Raw genomic sequence first — 17,795 nt, 5'->3', positions numbered from 1 at the left:
GGAGGGACCTCCATGCCCGAAGCCACCCGCGTTCGATGGGTCCTCGCCGCTGCGACTTCGGTGGCCCTGGTGGCCAGCGGGTGTGGCAGTAGCGGGGGAGGCGGCAGCAGCTCGTCGGATGCCAGCAAGACCTTCAGCTACCAGAGCAGCGAGCCGCAGAACCCGCTCCAGCCCGCGAACGCGAACGAGGCGGGTGGCGGTCGCATCATCCAGAACCTCTTCAAGGGCCTGGTCGACTACGACCCGAGCAACGCGACGCTGCGGATGCAGGTGGCCGACTCGATCGACACCAGTGACTCGCAGACCTTCAACGTGACGCTGAAGTCCGGCTGGACCTTCCACGACGGTACGCCGGTCAAGTCGAGCAACTTCGTCAACGCCTGGAACTGGGCCGCGACGACCACCAACAACCAGATCAACAGCTCGTGGTTCTCCGACATCCAGGGCTACAAGGACGTCCACCCCGAGAGCGGTGCGCCGACCACCACGACCATGTCCGGGCTGACCGTCACCGACGACACGCACTTCACCATCAAGCTGACCACCAAGGTGTCGTACTTCGAGTACAAGCTCGGCTACATCGCCTTCTCGCCGCTGCCCGACAGCTTCTACAGCGACCCGGCCGGCTTCGGCCAGAAGCCGGTCGGCAACGGCCCGTACCAGTTCGTCAGCTGGGACCACAACGCGCAGGTCGTCACGAAGTCGTACCCCAACTACAAAGGGGTGGACCCGGCGAAGAACGGCGGCATCGTCTTCAAGATGTACACCACCGCCGAGGCCGCGTACGCGGACCTGCAGTCCAACAACCTGGACGTGATGGACCAGGTGCCGCCGTCCGCGCTGGCGACGTACAAGAACGACCTCGGCGACCGGGCGATCGACTCCCCGCAGGGCGCGATCCAGAACATCGGCTTCCCGTTGTACCAGCCCGACTGGGCGGGGCCGGAGAAGGCGAAGGTGCGCCAGGGCCTGTCGATGGCGATCGACCGGGCCACCATCACCAAGACGGTGCTGCAGGGTTCGCGTGCCCCCGCCTCCGCCTGGGTCGCCGAGGGCGTCGAGGGCTACAAGCAGGGCAACTGCGGGAACTTCTGCAACTTCGACCCGGCCCAGGCGAAGCAGCTGATCACCGAGGGCGGCGGGGTCCCCGGGAACAAGCTGACGATCACCTACAACGCGGACGGCGGCCACAAGGAGTGGGTCGACGCCGTCTGCAACTCGATCCGCCAGAACACCGGGGTGGACTGCGTCGGCGACCCGAAGGTCGACTTCAAGACCGCCCGCGCGGCGATCACCGGCCACACGGTCACCGGCGCCTTCCGCACCGGCTGGGTGCAGGACTACCCGCTGAACGCGAACTTCCTGGCCGACGTCTACCGCACCGGCGCCGCCTCCAACGACTTCGGCTACAGCAGCCCCGAGTTCGACAAGCTGTCCACCCAGGCGGACCAGGCCGACAGCATCCAGGCCTCGGCCACCGGTTACCAGCAGGCCGAGGCGGTGCTCCAGCAGGACATGCCGGCCATCCCGCTCTGGTACTACCGCACCAACTCGGGCTACTCCACCAACGTCCAGAACGTCACGTTCGACTCCTTCGGCAACCCGGCCTGGACCCAGGTCGAGGTCAAGGGCTGATCCTCCCGCGGCCACCCGCCCCCGGCAGGCCCGGGGAGCGGGCCCGCGGGGCAGGAGGGGCCCCATCCCCGCCGGCCCCGTCCTCCCCGCACGGAGGGCGGGGCCCGGGCACTCAGTCCTCTAGGAAGGAGGCGCGATGGGCAGCTACGTACTCAGGCGAGTGCTGCAGATGATCCCGGTGTTCTTCGGCTCGACTCTGCTGATCTTCCTGATGGTCTACTCCCTGCCGGGCGACCCGATCGTGGCGCTCTTCGGCGACAAGGCCGCCGATCCGGCCCAGGTGGCGGCCCTCAGGCAGAAGTACTACCTGGACCAGCCGATCTGGAAGCAGTACCTGCACTACATGGGCAACCTGTTCCAGGGCGACTTCGGGACGAGCTTCACCGGCCGCCCGGTGTCCGAGATCATGGCGGACGCGTTCCCCGTGACCATCCGGCTCGCGCTGATGGCCTTCGTCTTCGAGCTGGTCGTCGGCCTGACGCTCGGCGTGCTCTCGGGCCTGCGCCGCGGGAGCGTCGTCGACACCGCGGTGCTGATCCTCACCCTGGTCGTCATCTCGATCCCGGTCTTCGTGCTGGCCTACATCGCGCAGACCATCTTCGCGACCAATCTGGGCTGGGTCACCCCGACCGTCCAGGACTCCACCGACCTCTCCCAACTCATCCTGCCCGCCATCGTCCTGGGATCGTTGTCACTGGCGTTCGTCGCCCGGCTCACCCGGACGTCCATCGGCGAGAACCTCCGGGCCGACTACATCCGCACGGCCACCGCCAAGGGCCTGCCCCGGCGCACCATCATCACCCGCCACCTGCTGCGCAACTCGCTGATCCCGGTGGTCACCTTCCTCGGGACCGACCTCGGGGCGCTGATGGGCGGTGCGATCGTCACCGAGGGCATCTTCAACGTGCAGGGCATCGGCAACGTCCTGTACCGGGCGATCAACCAGAAGGAAGGGCCCACCGTGGTCGGCATCGTGACCGTCCTGGTGATCGTCTACCTGGTCGCCAGCCTGCTCGTCGACCTGCTGTACGCGGTCCTGGACCCGAGGATCCGTTATGCCTGACATCCACGACGAGAGCGGGTTCGAGCCCCACCCGAAGCCCGGTGTCGACCACCTGGACTACGCGGGCGAGCAGGGCCGGGTGGTCGAAGAGGACACGCTGATCGAGCGGGACCCGGCCAAGCGCGAGGAGGCCCGCAGTCTCTGGGGCCATGCCTGGCGGGACCTGCGGACCCGGCCGATCTTCCTGATCTCGGTGGTGCTGATCCTGCTGCTGGTGATCATGGCCATCTTCCCCTGGGCGTTCACCGACACCAACCCGCGCGCCTCCGACCTGGTCAACGACTATCTCAAGCGGCCGGACTGGACGGACTTCTTCGGCGCGGGCTGGTTCGGCTACGACGGGCAGGGCCGGAGCATCTACGCCCGGGTGATCTACGGGGCTCGCGCGTCCATCACGGTCGGCATCTGCGTCACCGCCCTGGTCACCCTCCTCGGAGGGCTGACCGGCATGCTCGCCGGCTACTTCGGTGGCTGGGCCGACGCGGTGATCTCCCGGATCACCGACATCTTCTTCGGCATCCCGCTGCTGCTCGGCGCGCTGGTGCTGCTGGGCGCCTTCTCCGCCCGCACGGTGTGGAGCGTGGTCATCGCGCTGGCCGTCCTGGGCTGGACCCAGATCGCGAGGGTGATGCGCGGCGCGGTGCTGACGGTCAAGCAGGCCGACTACGTGATGGCGGGCAAGGCGCTCGGGGCCGGCACCGGCCGGTTGATGCTCCGGCACATCCTGCCGAACGCCGTGGCGCCGGTGATCGTGGTCGCGACGATCGCGCTCGGCGGCTACATCGCCGTCGAGGCGACGCTGAGCTTCCTCGGCATCGGTCTGCAGGAGCCCACCATCTCCTGGGGCATCGACATCTCCTCGGCGCAGAAGGTGATCCGCACCGCCCCGTACGTGATGTTCTTCCCGGCGGCCGCGCTGTCGATCACCGTGCTGGCCTTCATCATGCTGGGCGACGCGGTCCGCGACGCCCTCGACCCGAAGCTGCGCTGAGCGAGGGGACGATCGTGACCACTGCCGTCGACACCACCAAGAGCGCCCGGCAGGCTCCCTACGACGGGCCGCTGCTCGACGTCCGGGACCTGCACGTGGAGTTCGTCACCCGGGAGGGCGTCGCCCGCGCCGTCAACGGGGTCAACTACAGCGTCAGCGCGGGCGAGACGCTGGCCGTGCTGGGGGAGTCCGGGTCGGGCAAGTCGGTGACCGCGCAGGCGATCATGGGCATCCTGGACATGCCGCCGGCCCGGATCCCCAAGGGCGAGATCCGCTACCGCGGTCAGGACATGCTGACCATGGGCAAGGAGGAGCGGCGCAAGATCCGCGGCCAGAAGATCGCGATGATCTTCCAGGACGCGCTCTCCTCGCTGAACCCGGTACTGACCGTCGGGTTCCAGCTCGGCGAGATGTTCCGTGCCCACACCGGCGCCTCCCGCAAGGAGGCGAAGGCGAAGGCCATCGACTTGATGGACCGCGTCCGGATCCCCGCCGCGAAGGAACGGGTGGGGGACTACCCGCACCAGTTCTCGGGCGGTATGCGCCAGCGGATCATGATCGCGATGGCGCTGGCCCTGGAGCCGGACCTGATCATCGCGGACGAGCCCACCACGGCCCTGGACGTCACCGTCCAGGCCCAGGTGATGGACCTGCTGGCGGAGCTGCAGGCCGAGTACCACATGGGGCTGATCCTGATCACCCACGACCTCGGCGTGGTCGCCGACGTCGCGGACAAGATCGCCGTCATGTACGCCGGCCGGATCGTCGAGACCGCCCCGGTGCACGAGCTCTACGCCAGCCCCGCCCACCCGTACACCAGGGGCCTGCTGGACTCGATCCCGCGCCTGGACCAGAAGGGCCAGGAGCTCTATGCCATCAAGGGCCTGCCACCCAACCTGCTGCGGATCCCCCCGGGCTGCGCGTTCAACCCGCGCTGCCCCCGGGCCCAGGACATCTGCCGCAGCGAGGTGCCGGAGCTGTTCCAGGTCACCGAGGACGACGGCACCGAGCAGCCCGGCCGGGGCAGCGCCTGCTTCTTCTGGAAGGAGACCCTCCATGGCTCACGGAGCTAGCGCGCTGGGCAGCGCGGCCGCGCCGGAGGAGATCGCGTTCGACAAGCCCGTCCGACGGGGCGAGCCGATCCTCGAAATCCGGGACCTGGTCAAGCACTTCCCGCTCACCAAGGGCATCCTGTTCAAGAAGCAGGTCGGCGCGGTGAAGGCGGTCGACGGCATCAGCTTCGACCTGGTCCAGGGTGAGACGCTCGGCATCGTCGGCGAGTCCGGCTGCGGCAAGTCCACGCTGGCGAAGGTGCTGATGAACCTGGAGCCGGCCACCGCCGGTTCGGTGCGGTTCAAGGGGGAGGAGATCTCACATCTCTCCGGGGCCGGGCTGAAGGCCGTGCGCCGGAACATCCAGATGGTCTTCCAGGACCCGTACACCTCGCTGAACCCCCGGATGACGGTGGGCGACATCATCGGGGAGCCGTACGAGATCCACCCGGAGGTGGCGCCGAAGGGGGACCGCCGCAAGGCCGTCCAGGACCTGCTGGACGTGGTCGGGCTCAACCCGGAGTACATCAACCGGTACCCGCACCAGTTCTCCGGCGGTCAGCGCCAGCGCATCGGCATCGCCCGCGGCCTGGCGCTCAAGCCCGAGGTGATCATCTGCGACGAGCCGGTCTCCGCGCTGGACGTCTCCGTCCAGGCGCAGGTGATCAACCTGCTGGAGCAGCTGCAGACCGAGTTCAACCTGTCGTACATGTTCATCGCGCACGACCTCTCCATCGTCCGGCACATCTCCGACCGGGTCGGCGTGATGTACCTCGGCAAGATGGTCGAGATCGGGAGCGACCTGGAGATCTACGACCACGCGACGCACCCGTACACCCAGGCGCTGCTCTCCGCGGTCCCGGTGCCGGACCCGAGCGCGCGGGAGGACCGGGACCGGATCGTCCTCACCGGCGATGTGCCCTCGCCGGCCAACCCGCCGTCGGGCTGCCGGTTCCGCACCCGCTGCTGGAAGGCCCAGGAGCGCTGCGCGACCGAACTGCCGCTGCTGGCCGCGCCGTCCTGGCTCGGGGGGCTCGCGAAGCACGAGTCGGCTTGTCATTTCGCGGCGGAGCGCGAGGTTGAGCAGAGTGCGGCGGAGCGCGGGGTCGACCGGGGTGCGGCGGAGCGCGGGGTTGAGCAGAGTGCGGCGGAGCGCGGGGTCGACCGGGGTGCGGGCGGCCCCGCAACCGGTGACACGGTTCCCGGCACCCCCGGCACGCCCGGCACGCCCGGCACGCCCGGCACCCCCGGCACGCCCGGTACGCCCGGCGCCCCCGGAGGCCCGGAGGCCGGCCCCGGTGGCGGGCAAACCGGGTTGGCACCACCGGACTGAGTTCTTCGAAGCGGTGAACACAGGGCGCGTCCTCCTCGGAGGGCGCGCCCTGCGGCCTGTGCTGGGAGAACTCCCGAATGCTGGTCCGGACTCCGAGGGGCTTTTGGATATTACGCCGCGTAATGTGCCGAATTCCGGTGTCTGTCGTCCGATATTCGGAAGGCGGAAGAAATTGTTCCGCGTGTGATATGGCGGAATTTGGCGAGCATTGTCACGACTTGGTCTGAGCATGTAACTGAAAAGAGATGTAAGGGCGATTCCGCCGGAGGGTCCGGGTGATCGATAGTTGCTCTGCGCGTGTCAGTGGTCACACCATCAACTCGGTGGTTCGGCGCTGACGTTGATTCCCCATGCCCGGCACACCGAGTGGCGTGGGTGCTGTTTCGTTCGTAAGCCCCTAAAACGAGGAGCAGTTGAATGAGGCTCACCAAGACCATGCGCTGGACCGCCCTGGCGGCGTGCACCGCGCTTGCGATCTCCGCCTGCAGCACCAGTGGTGGCAAGTCTGCGACGGATCAGGCGAGTGGTGGGTCGGGCAAGAAGGGCGGCTCCATCAGTGTCGAACTGGGTGAGCCCCAGCACGGGTTGGTCCCGCAGAACACTGCCGAGTCCGAGGGCTCCGAGGTGCTCAACGCGCTGTTCTCCGGCCTGGTCGAGTACGACAACGACACCAGCGTGCCGAAGCTGCGCGTGGCCGAGTCGATCGAATCGCCGGATGCCACGACCTGGACGATCAAGCTGAAGGACGGCTACACCTTCCACAACGGTGAGAAGGTTACCGCGAAATCCTTCGTGGACGCCTGGAATTACGGGGCGAACCAGGACAACGCCCAGGAGGCGCTGCCCTTCTTCGACAAGATCCTCGGCTCCGACGAGCTGGCCCCCGGCAAGGGCAAGACGCCCGCCACCAAGGAACTCAAGGGCCTGAAGGTGGTCGACGACAAGACCTTCACGGTCACCCTCAAGGCGCCGTTCTCCCAGTTCAAGACGATGCTGGGCTACAACGCGTTCTTCCCGCTGCCGACCGCCTTCTTCACCGACCCGAAGGCCTTCGACGACGCCCCGATCGGCAACGGCCCCTTCCAGATGGACGGGAAGTGGGAGCACAACAAGCAGATCAAGGTGAAGCGGTACGAGAACTTCCCGGCCGCCGAGGGCAAGGCGAAGCTGGACACCGTCACCTTCAAGATCTACGAGAAGCTGGAGACGGCGTACAACGACCTGCGCGCCGACACCATCCAGATCACCGACAAGCTTCCGGTCTCCGCGATGGCCACCGTGGCGAGCGAGTTCGGCGACCGGTACATCTACAAGCCGGAGTCCGGGGTCGGCTACATCGGCTTCCCGATCGCCACCAACCCGGCGTTCGCCAACGCGGACGTCCGCAAGGCGATCTCGATGGCGATCGACCGCGAGTCGATCACCAAGACCATCTTCAGCGGCACCCGCAAGCCGGCCGACGACTTCATCAGCCCGATCATCCCGGGGTACCGCAAGGGCGCCCTCGGTGACGTGGCCAAGTACGACCCGGCGAAGGCCAAGGCGCTCTTCACGCAGGCCGGCGGCCTGCCCGGCAACACGATGGAGATCGGCTACAACGCCGACGGCGGCCACAAGGAGTGGATCGAGGCGGTCGGCAACCAGCTGAAGGCCAACCTCGGCGTCGAGGTCACCTACAAGCCGTTCGAGAAGTTCGGCGCGATCCTCACCGCGCTGGGCGACAAGGCCTACAGCGGCGCCTTCCGGATGGCCTGGTCGATGGACTACCCGTCGGCGGAGAACTACCTGCGGCCGATCTTCTCCAAGGTCGCGATCGACAACGGCTCCAACTACGGCGGTTACGTCAACGAGGAGTTCGAGGCGCTGCTGGCCAAGGCCGACAGTGCGAAGACGGACGAGGAGAGCCTGAAGCTGTACCAGCAGGCCGACGACGTCCTGATCAAGGACGTCCCGTACATCCCGATCTACACGTACATGTCCTCCGCGGCGTACACCAAGACGGTCAAGAACGTGAAGGTCAACGCCCAGGGTCAGATGGACCTGGCCAACGTCGAACTGGCCTGACCGACATCCAGCTGACGGCACGCCCCGACGGGTGGCGCGGGGGACCCCCGCGCCACCCTTCGCGGCCGTGCCCCTAGCCACGAGGAGGCCCCGTGGGCCGCTATGTGGTCCGCCGGATCATCCAGGCCATACCTGTGATCCTCGGCGCGACGTTCCTGATCTACGCACTGGTCTTCCTGCTGCCTGGCGATCCCATTACGGCACTGGCCGGTGAGAAACGCGCCGATCCGACGGTCGTGGCGGTGCTCCAGGAGCGCTACCACCTGAACGACCCGTTCTTCGTGCAGTACTGGTACTACCTGTCGCACCTGTTCACCGGCGACTTCGGCGAGGACTACCGGGGCAACGCGGTGGTGGACGTGATGTCCGCGGCGTTCCCCTACACCATCAACCTCGCCCTGACGGCGCTGGGCATCGAGATGGCCGTGGGTGTCACGGCCGGTGTGGCCGCCGCCCTGAAGCGCGGCCGCTTCATCGACAACGTCGTCATGATCTCCACCCTGATGGTCATCTCGATCCCGGTCTTCGTCATCGGCTTCGTGCTGCAACTGGTGCTCGGGGTCAAGCTCAAGACCGACTACGGCATCGACTTCTTCCCGGTCTCCTTCAACGAGGAGGCGGGGTTCCGGTCCTACCTGATGCCGGCCTACGTGCTGGCGTCGACCTCGCTGGCGTATGTCGCCCGGCTCACCCGGGCCAGCCTGATCGAGGTCATGCGGGCCGACTACGTCCGCACCGCGGTGGCCAAGGGGCTCAGCCCGTTCCGGGTGGTGGTCCGGCACGGGCTGCGCAACGCGCTGATCCCGATCGTCACCTTCCTGGGCATGGATCTGGGCGGGCTGATGGGCGGTGCGGTGATCACCGAGGGCATCTTCAACATCCCCGGCGTCGGACACCAGCTCTTCCAGTCCGTCTACCTGCGGGAGCGGACCATCGTGGTCGGCATCGTGAGCGCCCTGGTGCTGGTCTACCTGTTCGCCAACCTGGTGGTCGACCTGCTGTACGCCGTCCTGGACCCGAGGATCCGCTATGAGTGAGCCGACGAAGAGCGACGACCTGGTCGTCCCCGCCGCGAAGCCGGCCGACCCCGTGAGCCTCCCGGAGCAGGCCGTCGGCGAGCCGTCCGCGGCCGGCGCCCCGAGCCCGGTCGCGACCGTCACCGAGGCCCCGCCGAAGGCCGGGAAGGCCCCTCGGAAGGCCGACACCGAGCGGGTCGCCAGCCTCTGGACGGACGCCTGGTACGACCTGCGCCGCAACCCGCTGTTCCTGATCGGCGCCCTGCTGGTGGTGTTCATGGTGGCGCTGGCGATCGCGCCGCAGCTGTTCACCGGCAAGGATCCGCAGTCGGCCGGCTTCTGCCAGCTCGCCGACTCGCTGAAGCGGCCCGGTGCCGACCACTGGTTCGGCTTCGACGTGCAGGGCTGCGACGTCTACACCCGGACGGTCTGGGGCGCCCGGAACTCGATCGTCGTCGGCATGCTCACCACGACGCTGGTCGTCCTGGTGGGTGGCGCGCTGGGACTGCTGGCGGGCTGGGTCGGCGGATTCTGGGACAGCCTGCTGTCCCGGGTCACCGAGATCTTCTTCGCCATCCCGCTGCTGCTCGGCGGCATGCTGATCATGGCGAACTTCCAGAAGGGGAACGCCTTCACGGTCTCGATGGTGATGGCGGTGCTCGGCTGGCCGCAGATCTACCGGCTGATGCGTTCGGCGGTGCTGTCCAACAAGCACAACGACTACGTCGTCGCGGCCAAGGCCCTCGGCGCCGGCACCACGCGCATCCTCGGCCGGCACATCCTGCCCAACGCGGTGGCGCCCGTCATCGTGGTCTCCACCATCAACCTCGGTGTGTACATCGGGGCCGAGGCCGCGCTGTCGTACCTGGGGATCGGCATCCAGTCCCCGGCGATCTCCTGGGGTCTGATGATCAGTGACGCGCAGGCCCGGTTCCTGACCGCGCCGCACGTGCTGCTCTTCCCGGCCGTGGTGCTGAGCATCACCGTGCTGGCGTTCATCATGCTCGGCGACGCGGTGCGCGACGCCCTCGACCCGAAGCTGCGCTGAGGAGGGCCGCGGGCTATGACCGCAGTGCCGAACTATTCGAAGCCGTCAAGGCTGTCGACGCTGTCGAAGAACAGCAGCACCCCCGAGGCCGGCCTGATGGAGGTGACCGGCGGGCGGGAGAACCTGGTGCCGGGCACCCCGTTGCTGGAGGTCGACGACCTGCACATCGAGTTCCACACCCGGGACGGCATCGCCAAGGCCGTGAACGGCGTCAGCTACTCGGTCTCGGCCGGTGAGACGCTGGCCGTCCTCGGCGAGTCCGGTTCGGGCAAGTCGGTGACCGCGCAGGCGATCATGGGCATCCTGGACATGCCACCCGGCAAGATCACCGCGGGTGAGATCCGGTTCCGGGGCGAGGACATGCTCCGGATGAGTCCCAAGGACCGGCGGGCCATCCGTGGCCGGAAGATCGCGATGATCTTCCAGGACGCGCTGTCCGCGCTGAACCCGGTGCTGAGTGTGGGTTACCAGCTGGGTGAGATGTTCCGGGTGCACCAGGGCGCCTCCCGCAAGGAGGCGAAGGCCAAGGCGATCGAGCTGATGGACCGGGTGCGCATCCCGGCCGCCAAGCAGCGGGTGGGCGACTACCCGCACCAGTTCTCGGGCGGCATGCGTCAGCGCATCATGATCGCGATGGCGCTGGCCCTGGAGCCGGACCTGATCATCGCGGACGAGCCCACCACCGCGCTGGACGTCACCGTCCAGGCCCAGGTGATGGACCTGCTCGCGGAGCTGCAGGCCGAGTTCAACATGGGTCTGATCCTGATCACCCACGACCTGGGCGTGGTCGCCGACGTCGCGGACAAGATCGCCGTGATGTACGCGGGCCGGATCGTGGAGACGGCGCCGGTGCACGAGCTGTACGCCAACCCGGCGCACCCGTACACCAAGGGCCTGCTCCGCTCGATCCCGCGCCTGGACCAGAAGGGCCAGGACCTCTACGCCATCAAGGGCCTGCCCCCGAACCTGCTCAAGGTCCCGACCGGCTGCGCGTTCAACCCGCGCTGCGAGCGGGCGACGGACCTCTGCCGCAGCGAACTGCCCCAGCTGGTACCGGTGCTGGACGCGGAGGGCGGGGACCTCCCGGGCCGTCGCAGCGCCTGCCACTTCTGGAAGGAGACCCTCCATGGCTGAGCCCATCCTGGAGGTCAAGGGCCTGGTCAAGCACTACCCGCTGACCCAGGGCATCCTGTTCAAGAGCGTGGTCGGCGCGGTCAAGGCGGTCGACGGGATCTCCTTCGACCTCCACCGCGGTGAGACGCTCGGCATCGTGGGCGAATCGGGCTGCGGCAAGTCCACGCTGGCCAAGGTCCTGATGAACCTGGAGCGGGCCACGGCCGGCCAGGTGCTGTTCAAGGGCGAGGACATCTCCCGGCTGTCCGGCCAGGCCCTGAAGGCCGTCCGTCGCAACATCCAGATGGTCTTCCAGGACCCGTACACCTCGCTGAACCCCCGGATGACCGTGGGCGACATCATCGGTGAACCCTTCGAGATCCACCCGGAGGTGGCGCCGAAGGGCGACCGCCGCAAGGCCGTCCAGGACCTGCTGGACGTGGTCGGGCTCAACCCGGAGTACATCAACCGGTACCCGCACCAGTTCTCCGGCGGCCAGCGTCAACGCATCGGCATCGCCCGGGGGCTGGCGCTCAAGCCGGAGATCATCATCTGCGACGAGCCGGTCTCGGCGCTGGACGTCTCCGTCCAGGCGCAGGTCATCAACCTGCTGGAGCAGCTCCAGACCGAGTTCGACCTGTCGTACATGTTCATCGCGCACGACCTCTCCATCGTCCGGCACATCTCCGACCGGGTCGGCGTGATGTACCTCGGCAAGATGGTCGAGATCGGGACCGAGGAGCAGATCTACTCCTTCCCGACCCACCCGTACACCCAGGCGCTGCTCTCGGCGGTGCCGGTGCCGGACCCGACCGGCCGGGAGAACCGCGAGCGGATCCTGCTCAGCGGCGATCTGCCCTCGCCGGCCAACCCGCCGTCGGGCTGCCGGTTCCGCACCCGCTGCTGGAAGGCCGAGGAGCGCTGCGCCACCGAGGAGCCGCTGCTGGCCGCGCCGGAGCTGCTGAAGGGCCCGGCGGCGCACGACTCCGCCTGCCACTTCGCGCAGGTCCATGACGTGGTGGGGGCCGGCTGACCGGACGGGTGGGGAAGGAGAGGGCCGCGGCCGCCGTCGGGCGACCGCGGCCCTCTCGCGTCCGCCGCCGGCGCCCCGTCAGGGCGCCGGGCGCCGGGGCACCGGACCGCGGGAACGGCCGAGGCCCGGGGGACAACCCCCGGGCCTCGGTTCAGGTCGTACGTGTGCCGGCCGGCGCCGTCGGGTCAGACCAGCCCGCCCTCGCGCTGGCCCGGCAGGAGGTCCGTGGCGGCCTTCGCGGACACCTCGGCGGTGCTGGGGCCCTCCGGGAAGTGGCAGGCCGTCAGGTGGCTGTCCAGGCTGCCGGAGAGCTGCACCAGCGGCGGCTCCTCGGTGGCGCACTTGTCCTGGGCCTTCCAGCAGCGGGTGCGGAAGCGGCAGCCGGACGGCGGGTTGATCGGCGAGGGCACGTCGCCGGTCAGCCGGATCCGCTCGCGGTGGTCGTCCGGGTCGGCCTCGGGGACGGCCGAGAGCAGCGCGTGGGTGTACGGGTGCCGGGGGCTCTCGTACAGCGACTTGCGGTCGGCGATCTCGACGATCTTGCCGAGGTACATCACCGCGACCCGCTGCGAGAAGTGCCGGACGATCGAGAGGTCGTGCGCGATGAACAGGAACGCGATGCCGAGGTCCTTCTGCAGCTGCTGCAGCAGGTTGACCACCTGGGCCTGGATCGACACGTCCAGCGCGGAGACCGGCTCGTCGGCGACGATCAGCTTGGGGCTCAGCGAGAGCGCGCGGGCGACGCCGATGCGCTGGCGCTGGCCGCCGGAGAACTCGTGCGGAAACCGGTTGTAGTGCTCCGGGTTGAGGCCGACCGTCTCCAGCAGCTCCTGGACCCGGCGCTGGATGCCGCCGGCCGGCTTGATGCCGTTGATCTCCATCGGGGCGCCGATGATGGCGCCGACGGTGTGCCGGGGGTTCAGCGAGGAGTACGGGTCCTGGAAGATCATCTGGATCTCGGACCGGACCGGCGCCAGGGCCTTGCGGGAGGCGTGGGTGATGTCCTGGCCGGCGTACCGGATCGAGCCGCCGGTCGGCTCCAGCAGCCGGGTGACCAGGCGGCCGGTGGTGGACTTGCCGCAGCCGGACTCGCCGACCAGGCCGACCGACTCGTTGGCGTGCACCGTCAGGTCGACGCCGTCGACCGCGTGCACCGAGCCGATCCGGCGCTTGAAGATGAACCCGCCGTTGACGGGGAAGTGCTTCTGCAGACCGGTCATCTGCAGCAGCGGCTCACCGGCCGGGCCGGCGGGGGAGCCTTCGGGCTTGCCGAGGGTCAGTTGGTCGCTCATGGTCTCTTGCCCGTCCCGTTCAGCCGAGCCGCGGCTGGATCTGGTTGATGAAGATGTCCTGCTGCCGCTCCAGGGTGAGGTGGCAGGCCGTGGCGTGCCCGGTGGCGGGCGTCAGCAGCGGGCGCTCGGTGGAGCACTTCCCGCCGACGGCCTGCTCCTGGTGGTCGCAACGCGGGTTGAAGGGGCAGCCCTTGGGCATGTTGATCAGGCTCGGCGGGGTGCCGCGCACCGGGCGGAGCGGTACGTCCAGCGGGCCGCCGAGGCTGGGCATCGAGGACAGCAGGCCCCAGGTGTAGGGGTGCTGGGGGGCCTTGAGGACCTCGCGGACCGTGCCGCGCTCCACGGCCCGGCCGGCGTACATCACCATCACGTCGTGCGCGGTGCGGGCGATCACGCCGAGGTCGTGGGTGATCATGATGATCGCGGTGCCGAGCTCCTGCTGGAGGTCCTTCAGCAGGTCGAGGATCTGCGCCTGGACGGTGACGTCCAAAGCGGTGGTCGGCTCGTCGGCGATCAGCAGGTCGGGGTCGCAGACCAGCGACATGGCGATCATCGCGCGCTGGCGCATACCGCCGGAGAACTGGTGCGGGTAGTCGTCGACCCGCATGTTGGGCTGCGGGATGCCGACCCGGGTGAGCATCTCGACGGCCCGCACGCGGGCCTCCTTCTTGCTCGCGCCGGTGTGCTTGCTGTACGTCTCGCCGATCTGGCGGCCGATCGTGTAGTACGGCGAGAGGGCGGTCAGCGGATCCTGGAAGATCATGGCCATCTTCTTGCCGCGCAGGTGCTCCAGCTCGCGGTCGGTGCGGCCGACCAGCTCCTCACCGTCCAGCTTGATGGACCCGGTGATCTCGGTGGCCTTGCGGTGGTGCAGCCCGAGGATGGCCAGGTTGGTCACCGACTTGCCGGAGCCGGACTCGCCGACGATGCCGAGGGTGGAGCCCTTCTCCAGATCGAAGGAGAGGCCGTCGACCGCCTTGACGACGCCGTCCTCGGTCCTGAAGCGCACCTGGAGGTCGTCGACGGAGAGGAACGGCCCGGACTCGCTCCGGTCGGTCGAGGCCTGGGGCTGGGCCTGGGTGGTCACGGGCGGACTCCTCGGTGGGTCGTGCGGCGCGCGGCGGGGTTCACGGTGCTCATGCCAGTCGGATTCGGGGGTCGATGAGGGCGTACGCGGCGTCCACGACGATGTTGAAGAGGACGATCAGACCTGCGGCGACCAGCACCACGGCCATCAGCATCGGCAGGTCGTTGTCGACCACCGCGTCGATGGACAGCCGGCCGATGCCGTGCAGGTTGAAGGTGGTCTCGGTGATGATCGCGCCACCGAGCAGCGAGCCGAGGTCGATGCCCAGGATGGTGATGATCTGGCCGAGCGAGCCGCGCCAGGCGTACCGCATGAAGACGGTCCGGCCGGGCATGCCCTTGGCGCGGGCGGTGCGGACGTGGTCCTCGGAGAGCTGCTCGATCATCGACGAGCGCGTCATCCGGGTGTAGTTCGCGGTGAAGATCAGGGCGAGCACGATCCACGGGAGCAGCAGGCCGCTGAACCAGGCCGCCGGGTCCTCGGTGATGGAGCCGTCGTGGGGCTCGGGCAGGAGACCGGTCTGGCGGACGAGGAAGTACATCGCCAGGGTGCCGATGAAGTAGATCTGCATCGAGGAGAAGGTCAGCGAGATGGCGCTGGCCGACTTGTCGAGGAGGCTGCCCTGCTTGTGCGCGGCGAGCATGCCGGCGCCGACGCCCAGCACCAGGAAGACCACGGCCGCGCCGAGGGTCAGCGAGATGGTGGTGGGGAAGCGGTCCAGGATGGTCGCGAGGACGGGCTCGTGGTTGGCGAACGAGTACCCGAGGCAGGGGGCCGCGCAGTCGCCCCAGGCGGGGTAGGTGCGGCCGACGAACAGTGCCACGAACCAGTGCCAGTACTGCAGCGGCAGCGCCTCGTGCATCCCCAGGTTGGTCCGGACGGTCTCCAGGTCCGTGGGGGAGCAGATCTTGCCGCAGAACGACCGGGCCGGGTCGGCCGGTACGGCGTAGAAGAGGCAGAAGGTGATGGCGCTGATGATCAATAGGATCGCGCCCGCACCTAGCATCCGGCGCACAAGGAAGCGGAACATGGGAGCGGGATCTCCTGATCGGGTGTCACAGCCGGGCTGAGCAGGGGCGGTCGGCGGCCGGCAGCTGGGGTGGCTGGGTACGGGGCGCCATCCGGTCGGGTCCGGTCGGGTGGCGGCGGTGTCCGCCGCCCGGTCGGGGCGGCGGACACCTGGTACTACCGGTGGTGCGGGGGGACTACTGCTTCACGAAGACCTTGTTCGGGCTGATGATCTGGCCCAGCGGGTCGTACTCCGTGCCGCCGATCTTGGTGCCGTGCAGCATGTAGAACTTGTTGATGATGCCGGGGATGGCCGGAGCCTTCTCCAGGATCTTCTTGTCCAGCGCGCCCCAGGCCTTGTTCTGCTCGGCCGAGTCGGAGAGGGCCATGATCCGGTCGATCTCGGCGTTGACCTCGGGGTCGTTGAAGTTCGAGTAGTTGTTGGCACCGTCGGCGATCGTGCGACCGTCGAACAGCACCGGCAGGACGGTGGCACCGGTCGGCCAGTCGGCGCCCCAGCCGCCCCAGAAGACGTCGATCTCCTTGTCGACCTTGCCGATCTCGTCGTACCAGGTCTTGGTGTCGATCGGCTTCATGACGACGTCGAAGCCGGACTTCTTCAGCGCCGCCTCGATGACGACCGAGACCTGCTGCTGCTTCGGCGTGTTGTTGTACGCGTAGACGATCTTCTGGTTCTCGGCGCCGGCCTCCTTGAGGAGGGCCTTCGACTTCTCCGGGTCGCCCTCGGGCTTGGCGATCTTGCCCCAGACGTCGCTCTCCTGGTAGCCGGCGACGGTCGGGTTCAGCAGCGAGCGCGCGAAGTCACCGGTGTCCGGGCCGCCCTCGGTCTGGCGGATCTGCGCCAGCGGCCAGGCCTGGACGAGCGCCTCGCGGACCTTCTGGTTGGTGATCCGCTTGTTGTTGATCCAGTAGTAGTCGGCGTACGGGCTGTTGCCCTTGACCAGGCGGTCCTTCAGGGTCGGGTCGTTCAGGACCTTCTGCAGGCGGTCGCCGGCGACGCTGGCGTAGAACGACATGGTCGTCTGGTCCTCGCCCTTGTCGGCGGCGAGCAGCTTGTCGGTGGCCGGGATCGCCTGGAAGCCGAACTCGAAGTTCCACTTGTCCGGGTAGGCGTTGCGGATCGGGTCCGTCTTCGCGTCCCAGTTGGTGTTGCGCTCCAGCGTCAGGGTCTTGTCGGTGACCCGCTCGACGATCTTGTACGGGCCGCTGGAGAGCGGCTTCTTGTCGTACTCCTCCTTGGTGTCACCCTTCTCGGAGACGACACCGTAGGTGGTCATGGCCAGCGCGTAGTTGAAGTCGGCGTGCGGCTTCGCGAACTTGAAGACGATGGTCTTCGGGTCCTGCGCGATGACGTTGTCCAGGTGCTTGCCGCCGTAGGGGCCCTCGTAGGCCTTGCGGTAGTCCTGGTCGGTCAGCCACTGCTGGACGTAGGTCGCGCCCTGGGTGATGAACGGGGCGAAGGTGCGCTCCATGCTGTGCTTGACGTCGGCGGAGGTGATGGCCTCGCCGTTCTCCCACTTGACGCCGTCCTTCAGGGTGAAGGTCCAGGTCTTGCCGCCGTCGGAGGGGGTGCCCGCGTCGGTGGCCAGGTCGCCGACCAGCGTGACCTTGCTGCCCTCCTGCTTGTAGCCGGTCAGGCCGCGGGTGATCAGCTGGGAGAAGTTCGAGCCGGTGTTGCTGTACACCTGGGCCGGGTCGAGGTGCTCGAAGTCGTCGCGCTCGATGTCCTTGACCGTGCCGCCGGCCTTGGCGCCCTCGACGGCCTTCGCCGGACCCTGCGAGTCGGCTGCGGTGCCGACGCTGACCTGGGCCTTGTCGGAGAGCTGCCCCTTCTTGCCGGAGTCGGCGCTCTTCGAGCCACCGCCGCCGCCGCTGCTGCAGGCCGTGAGGGTGAGGGTGCCGACGGCGAGTACCGCGGCCGCGGCCCGGAGGGTCTTGCGAGAAATCATGTCGTCCTGCCTGTTCGGTAACCGGCTGGTGGGCACGGAGGCACGGCGGACTGCCGAAGCCTGCGCTGAATGATCGATGTGAGGGTGTGC

Annotated in this window: 14 protein-coding genes; 10 read left to right on the top strand and 4 right to left on the bottom strand. The window is 68.2% G+C overall.

What is annotated here, in order from left to right:
* Positions 1 to 12 precede the first annotated feature (12 nt).
* The 10 genes from OG689_RS17100 to OG689_RS17055 all read left to right on the top strand — a co-directional run bounded on the left by OG689_RS17100 (position 13) and on the right by OG689_RS17055 (position 12,348).
* Complete coding sequence (locus OG689_RS17100; protein ID WP_266321352.1) at positions 13 to 1,635, top strand: ABC transporter substrate-binding protein; 1,623 nt, start codon at positions 13 to 15, stop codon at positions 1,633 to 1,635.
* A 136-nt stretch (positions 1,636 to 1,771) separates the two neighbouring features.
* A complete protein-coding gene (locus OG689_RS17095; protein ID WP_266321350.1) occupies positions 1,772 to 2,698 on the top strand; it encodes an ABC transporter permease in 927 nt (308 codons plus the stop codon).
* Entirely contained in the window at positions 2,691 to 3,689 is a 999-nt protein-coding gene (locus OG689_RS17090) for an ABC transporter permease (protein ID WP_266321348.1), read from the top strand. Before OG689_RS17095 ends, OG689_RS17090 begins: the two co-directional genes overlap by 8 nt.
* A 14-nt stretch (positions 3,690 to 3,703) precedes the next feature.
* Positions 3,704 to 4,762, top strand: a complete 1,059-nt coding sequence (locus OG689_RS17085) for an ABC transporter ATP-binding protein (RefSeq protein WP_266321346.1) — start codon at positions 3,704 to 3,706, stop codon at positions 4,760 to 4,762.
* On the top strand, positions 4,746 to 6,074 hold the full coding sequence (locus OG689_RS17080; RefSeq protein WP_266321345.1) for a dipeptide ABC transporter ATP-binding protein: 1,329 nt from the start codon (positions 4,746 to 4,748) through the stop codon (positions 6,072 to 6,074). The genes OG689_RS17085 and OG689_RS17080 overlap by 17 nt, the downstream gene beginning before the upstream one ends.
* A 417-nt stretch (positions 6,075 to 6,491) precedes the next feature.
* Entirely contained in the window at positions 6,492 to 8,138 is a 1,647-nt protein-coding gene (locus OG689_RS17075; protein WP_266321344.1) for an ABC transporter substrate-binding protein, read from the top strand.
* 92 nt (positions 8,139 to 8,230) lie between these two features.
* Entirely contained in the window at positions 8,231 to 9,175 is a 945-nt protein-coding gene (locus OG689_RS17070; protein WP_266321343.1) for an ABC transporter permease, read from the top strand.
* Positions 9,168 to 10,202 (top strand): ABC transporter permease, encoded by a 1,035-nt coding sequence (locus tag OG689_RS17065; RefSeq protein ID WP_266321342.1) that lies wholly within the window; start codon positions 9,168 to 9,170, stop codon positions 10,200 to 10,202. The genes OG689_RS17070 and OG689_RS17065 overlap by 8 nt, the downstream gene beginning before the upstream one ends.
* A 96-nt stretch (positions 10,203 to 10,298) precedes the next feature.
* The gene (locus OG689_RS17060; RefSeq protein ID WP_266327216.1) at positions 10,299 to 11,336 is read left to right on the top strand and encodes an ABC transporter ATP-binding protein; all 1,038 of its coding nucleotides are present in this window, start codon (positions 10,299 to 10,301) and stop codon (positions 11,334 to 11,336) included.
* Complete coding sequence (locus tag OG689_RS17055) at positions 11,329 to 12,348, top strand: dipeptide ABC transporter ATP-binding protein (RefSeq protein ID WP_266321341.1); 1,020 nt, start codon at positions 11,329 to 11,331, stop codon at positions 12,346 to 12,348. The genes OG689_RS17060 and OG689_RS17055 overlap by 8 nt, the downstream gene beginning before the upstream one ends.
* A 185-nt stretch (positions 12,349 to 12,533) precedes the next feature.
* Here OG689_RS17055 and OG689_RS17050 read toward each other — a convergent pair whose 3' ends face one another.
* The 4 genes from OG689_RS17050 to OG689_RS17035 all read right to left on the bottom strand — a co-directional run bounded on the left by OG689_RS17050 (position 12,534) and on the right by OG689_RS17035 (position 17,705).
* Positions 12,534 to 13,640 (bottom strand): dipeptide ABC transporter ATP-binding protein, encoded by a 1,107-nt coding sequence (locus OG689_RS17050; RefSeq protein ID WP_266321339.1) that lies wholly within the window; start codon positions 13,638 to 13,640, stop codon positions 12,534 to 12,536.
* A 19-nt stretch (positions 13,641 to 13,659) separates the two neighbouring features.
* Positions 13,660 to 14,727 (bottom strand): ABC transporter ATP-binding protein, encoded by a 1,068-nt coding sequence (locus OG689_RS17045; RefSeq protein ID WP_266321337.1) that lies wholly within the window; start codon positions 14,725 to 14,727, stop codon positions 13,660 to 13,662.
* 49 nt (positions 14,728 to 14,776) lie between these two features.
* Positions 14,777 to 15,757, bottom strand: coding sequence for an ABC transporter permease (locus OG689_RS17040; RefSeq protein WP_266321335.1), 981 nt, complete (start codon positions 15,755 to 15,757; stop codon positions 14,777 to 14,779).
* Between the two features lie 175 nt (positions 15,758 to 15,932).
* On the bottom strand, positions 15,933 to 17,705 hold the full coding sequence (locus OG689_RS17035; RefSeq protein ID WP_266321334.1) for an ABC transporter substrate-binding protein: 1,773 nt from the start codon (positions 17,703 to 17,705) through the stop codon (positions 15,933 to 15,935).
* Positions 17,706 to 17,795: the final 90 nt, after the last annotated feature.

This window comes from Kitasatospora sp. NBC_00240 (assembly GCF_026342405.1).
In the GTDB taxonomy this organism is placed as follows: Bacteria; Actinomycetota; Actinomycetes; order Streptomycetales; family Streptomycetaceae; genus Kitasatospora.
Note: the sequence above shows the minus strand (reverse complement) of the source record. Positions and strands in the feature narration are given on the sequence as shown.

What these genes read in the sequence shown, in the direction of transcription:
- OG689_RS17035 (WP_266321334.1), bottom strand. Translation starts at nt 17,705, where the DNA reads ATGATTTCTCGCAAGACCCTCCGGGCCGCGGCCGCGGTACTCGCCGTC.
- OG689_RS17065 (WP_266321342.1), top strand. Translation starts at nt 9,168, where the DNA reads ATGAGTGAGCCGACGAAGAGCGACGACCTGGTCGTCCCCGCCGCGAAG.
- OG689_RS17055 (WP_266321341.1), top strand. Translation starts at nt 11,329, where the DNA reads ATGGCTGAGCCCATCCTGGAGGTCAAGGGCCTGGTCAAGCACTACCCG.
- OG689_RS17075 (WP_266321344.1), top strand. Translation starts at nt 6,492, where the DNA reads ATGAGGCTCACCAAGACCATGCGCTGGACCGCCCTGGCGGCGTGCACC.
- OG689_RS17050 (WP_266321339.1), bottom strand. Translation starts at nt 13,640, where the DNA reads ATGAGCGACCAACTGACCCTCGGCAAGCCCGAAGGCTCCCCCGCCGGC.
- OG689_RS17040 (WP_266321335.1), bottom strand. Translation starts at nt 15,757, where the DNA reads ATGTTCCGCTTCCTTGTGCGCCGGATGCTAGGTGCGGGCGCGATCCTA.
- OG689_RS17080 (WP_266321345.1), top strand. Translation starts at nt 4,746, where the DNA reads ATGGCTCACGGAGCTAGCGCGCTGGGCAGCGCGGCCGCGCCGGAGGAG.
- OG689_RS17095 (WP_266321350.1), top strand. Translation starts at nt 1,772, where the DNA reads ATGGGCAGCTACGTACTCAGGCGAGTGCTGCAGATGATCCCGGTGTTC.
- OG689_RS17100 (WP_266321352.1), top strand. Translation starts at nt 13, where the DNA reads ATGCCCGAAGCCACCCGCGTTCGATGGGTCCTCGCCGCTGCGACTTCG.
- OG689_RS17090 (WP_266321348.1), top strand. Translation starts at nt 2,691, where the DNA reads ATGCCTGACATCCACGACGAGAGCGGGTTCGAGCCCCACCCGAAGCCC.
- OG689_RS17060 (WP_266327216.1), top strand. Translation starts at nt 10,299, where the DNA reads ATGGAGGTGACCGGCGGGCGGGAGAACCTGGTGCCGGGCACCCCGTTG.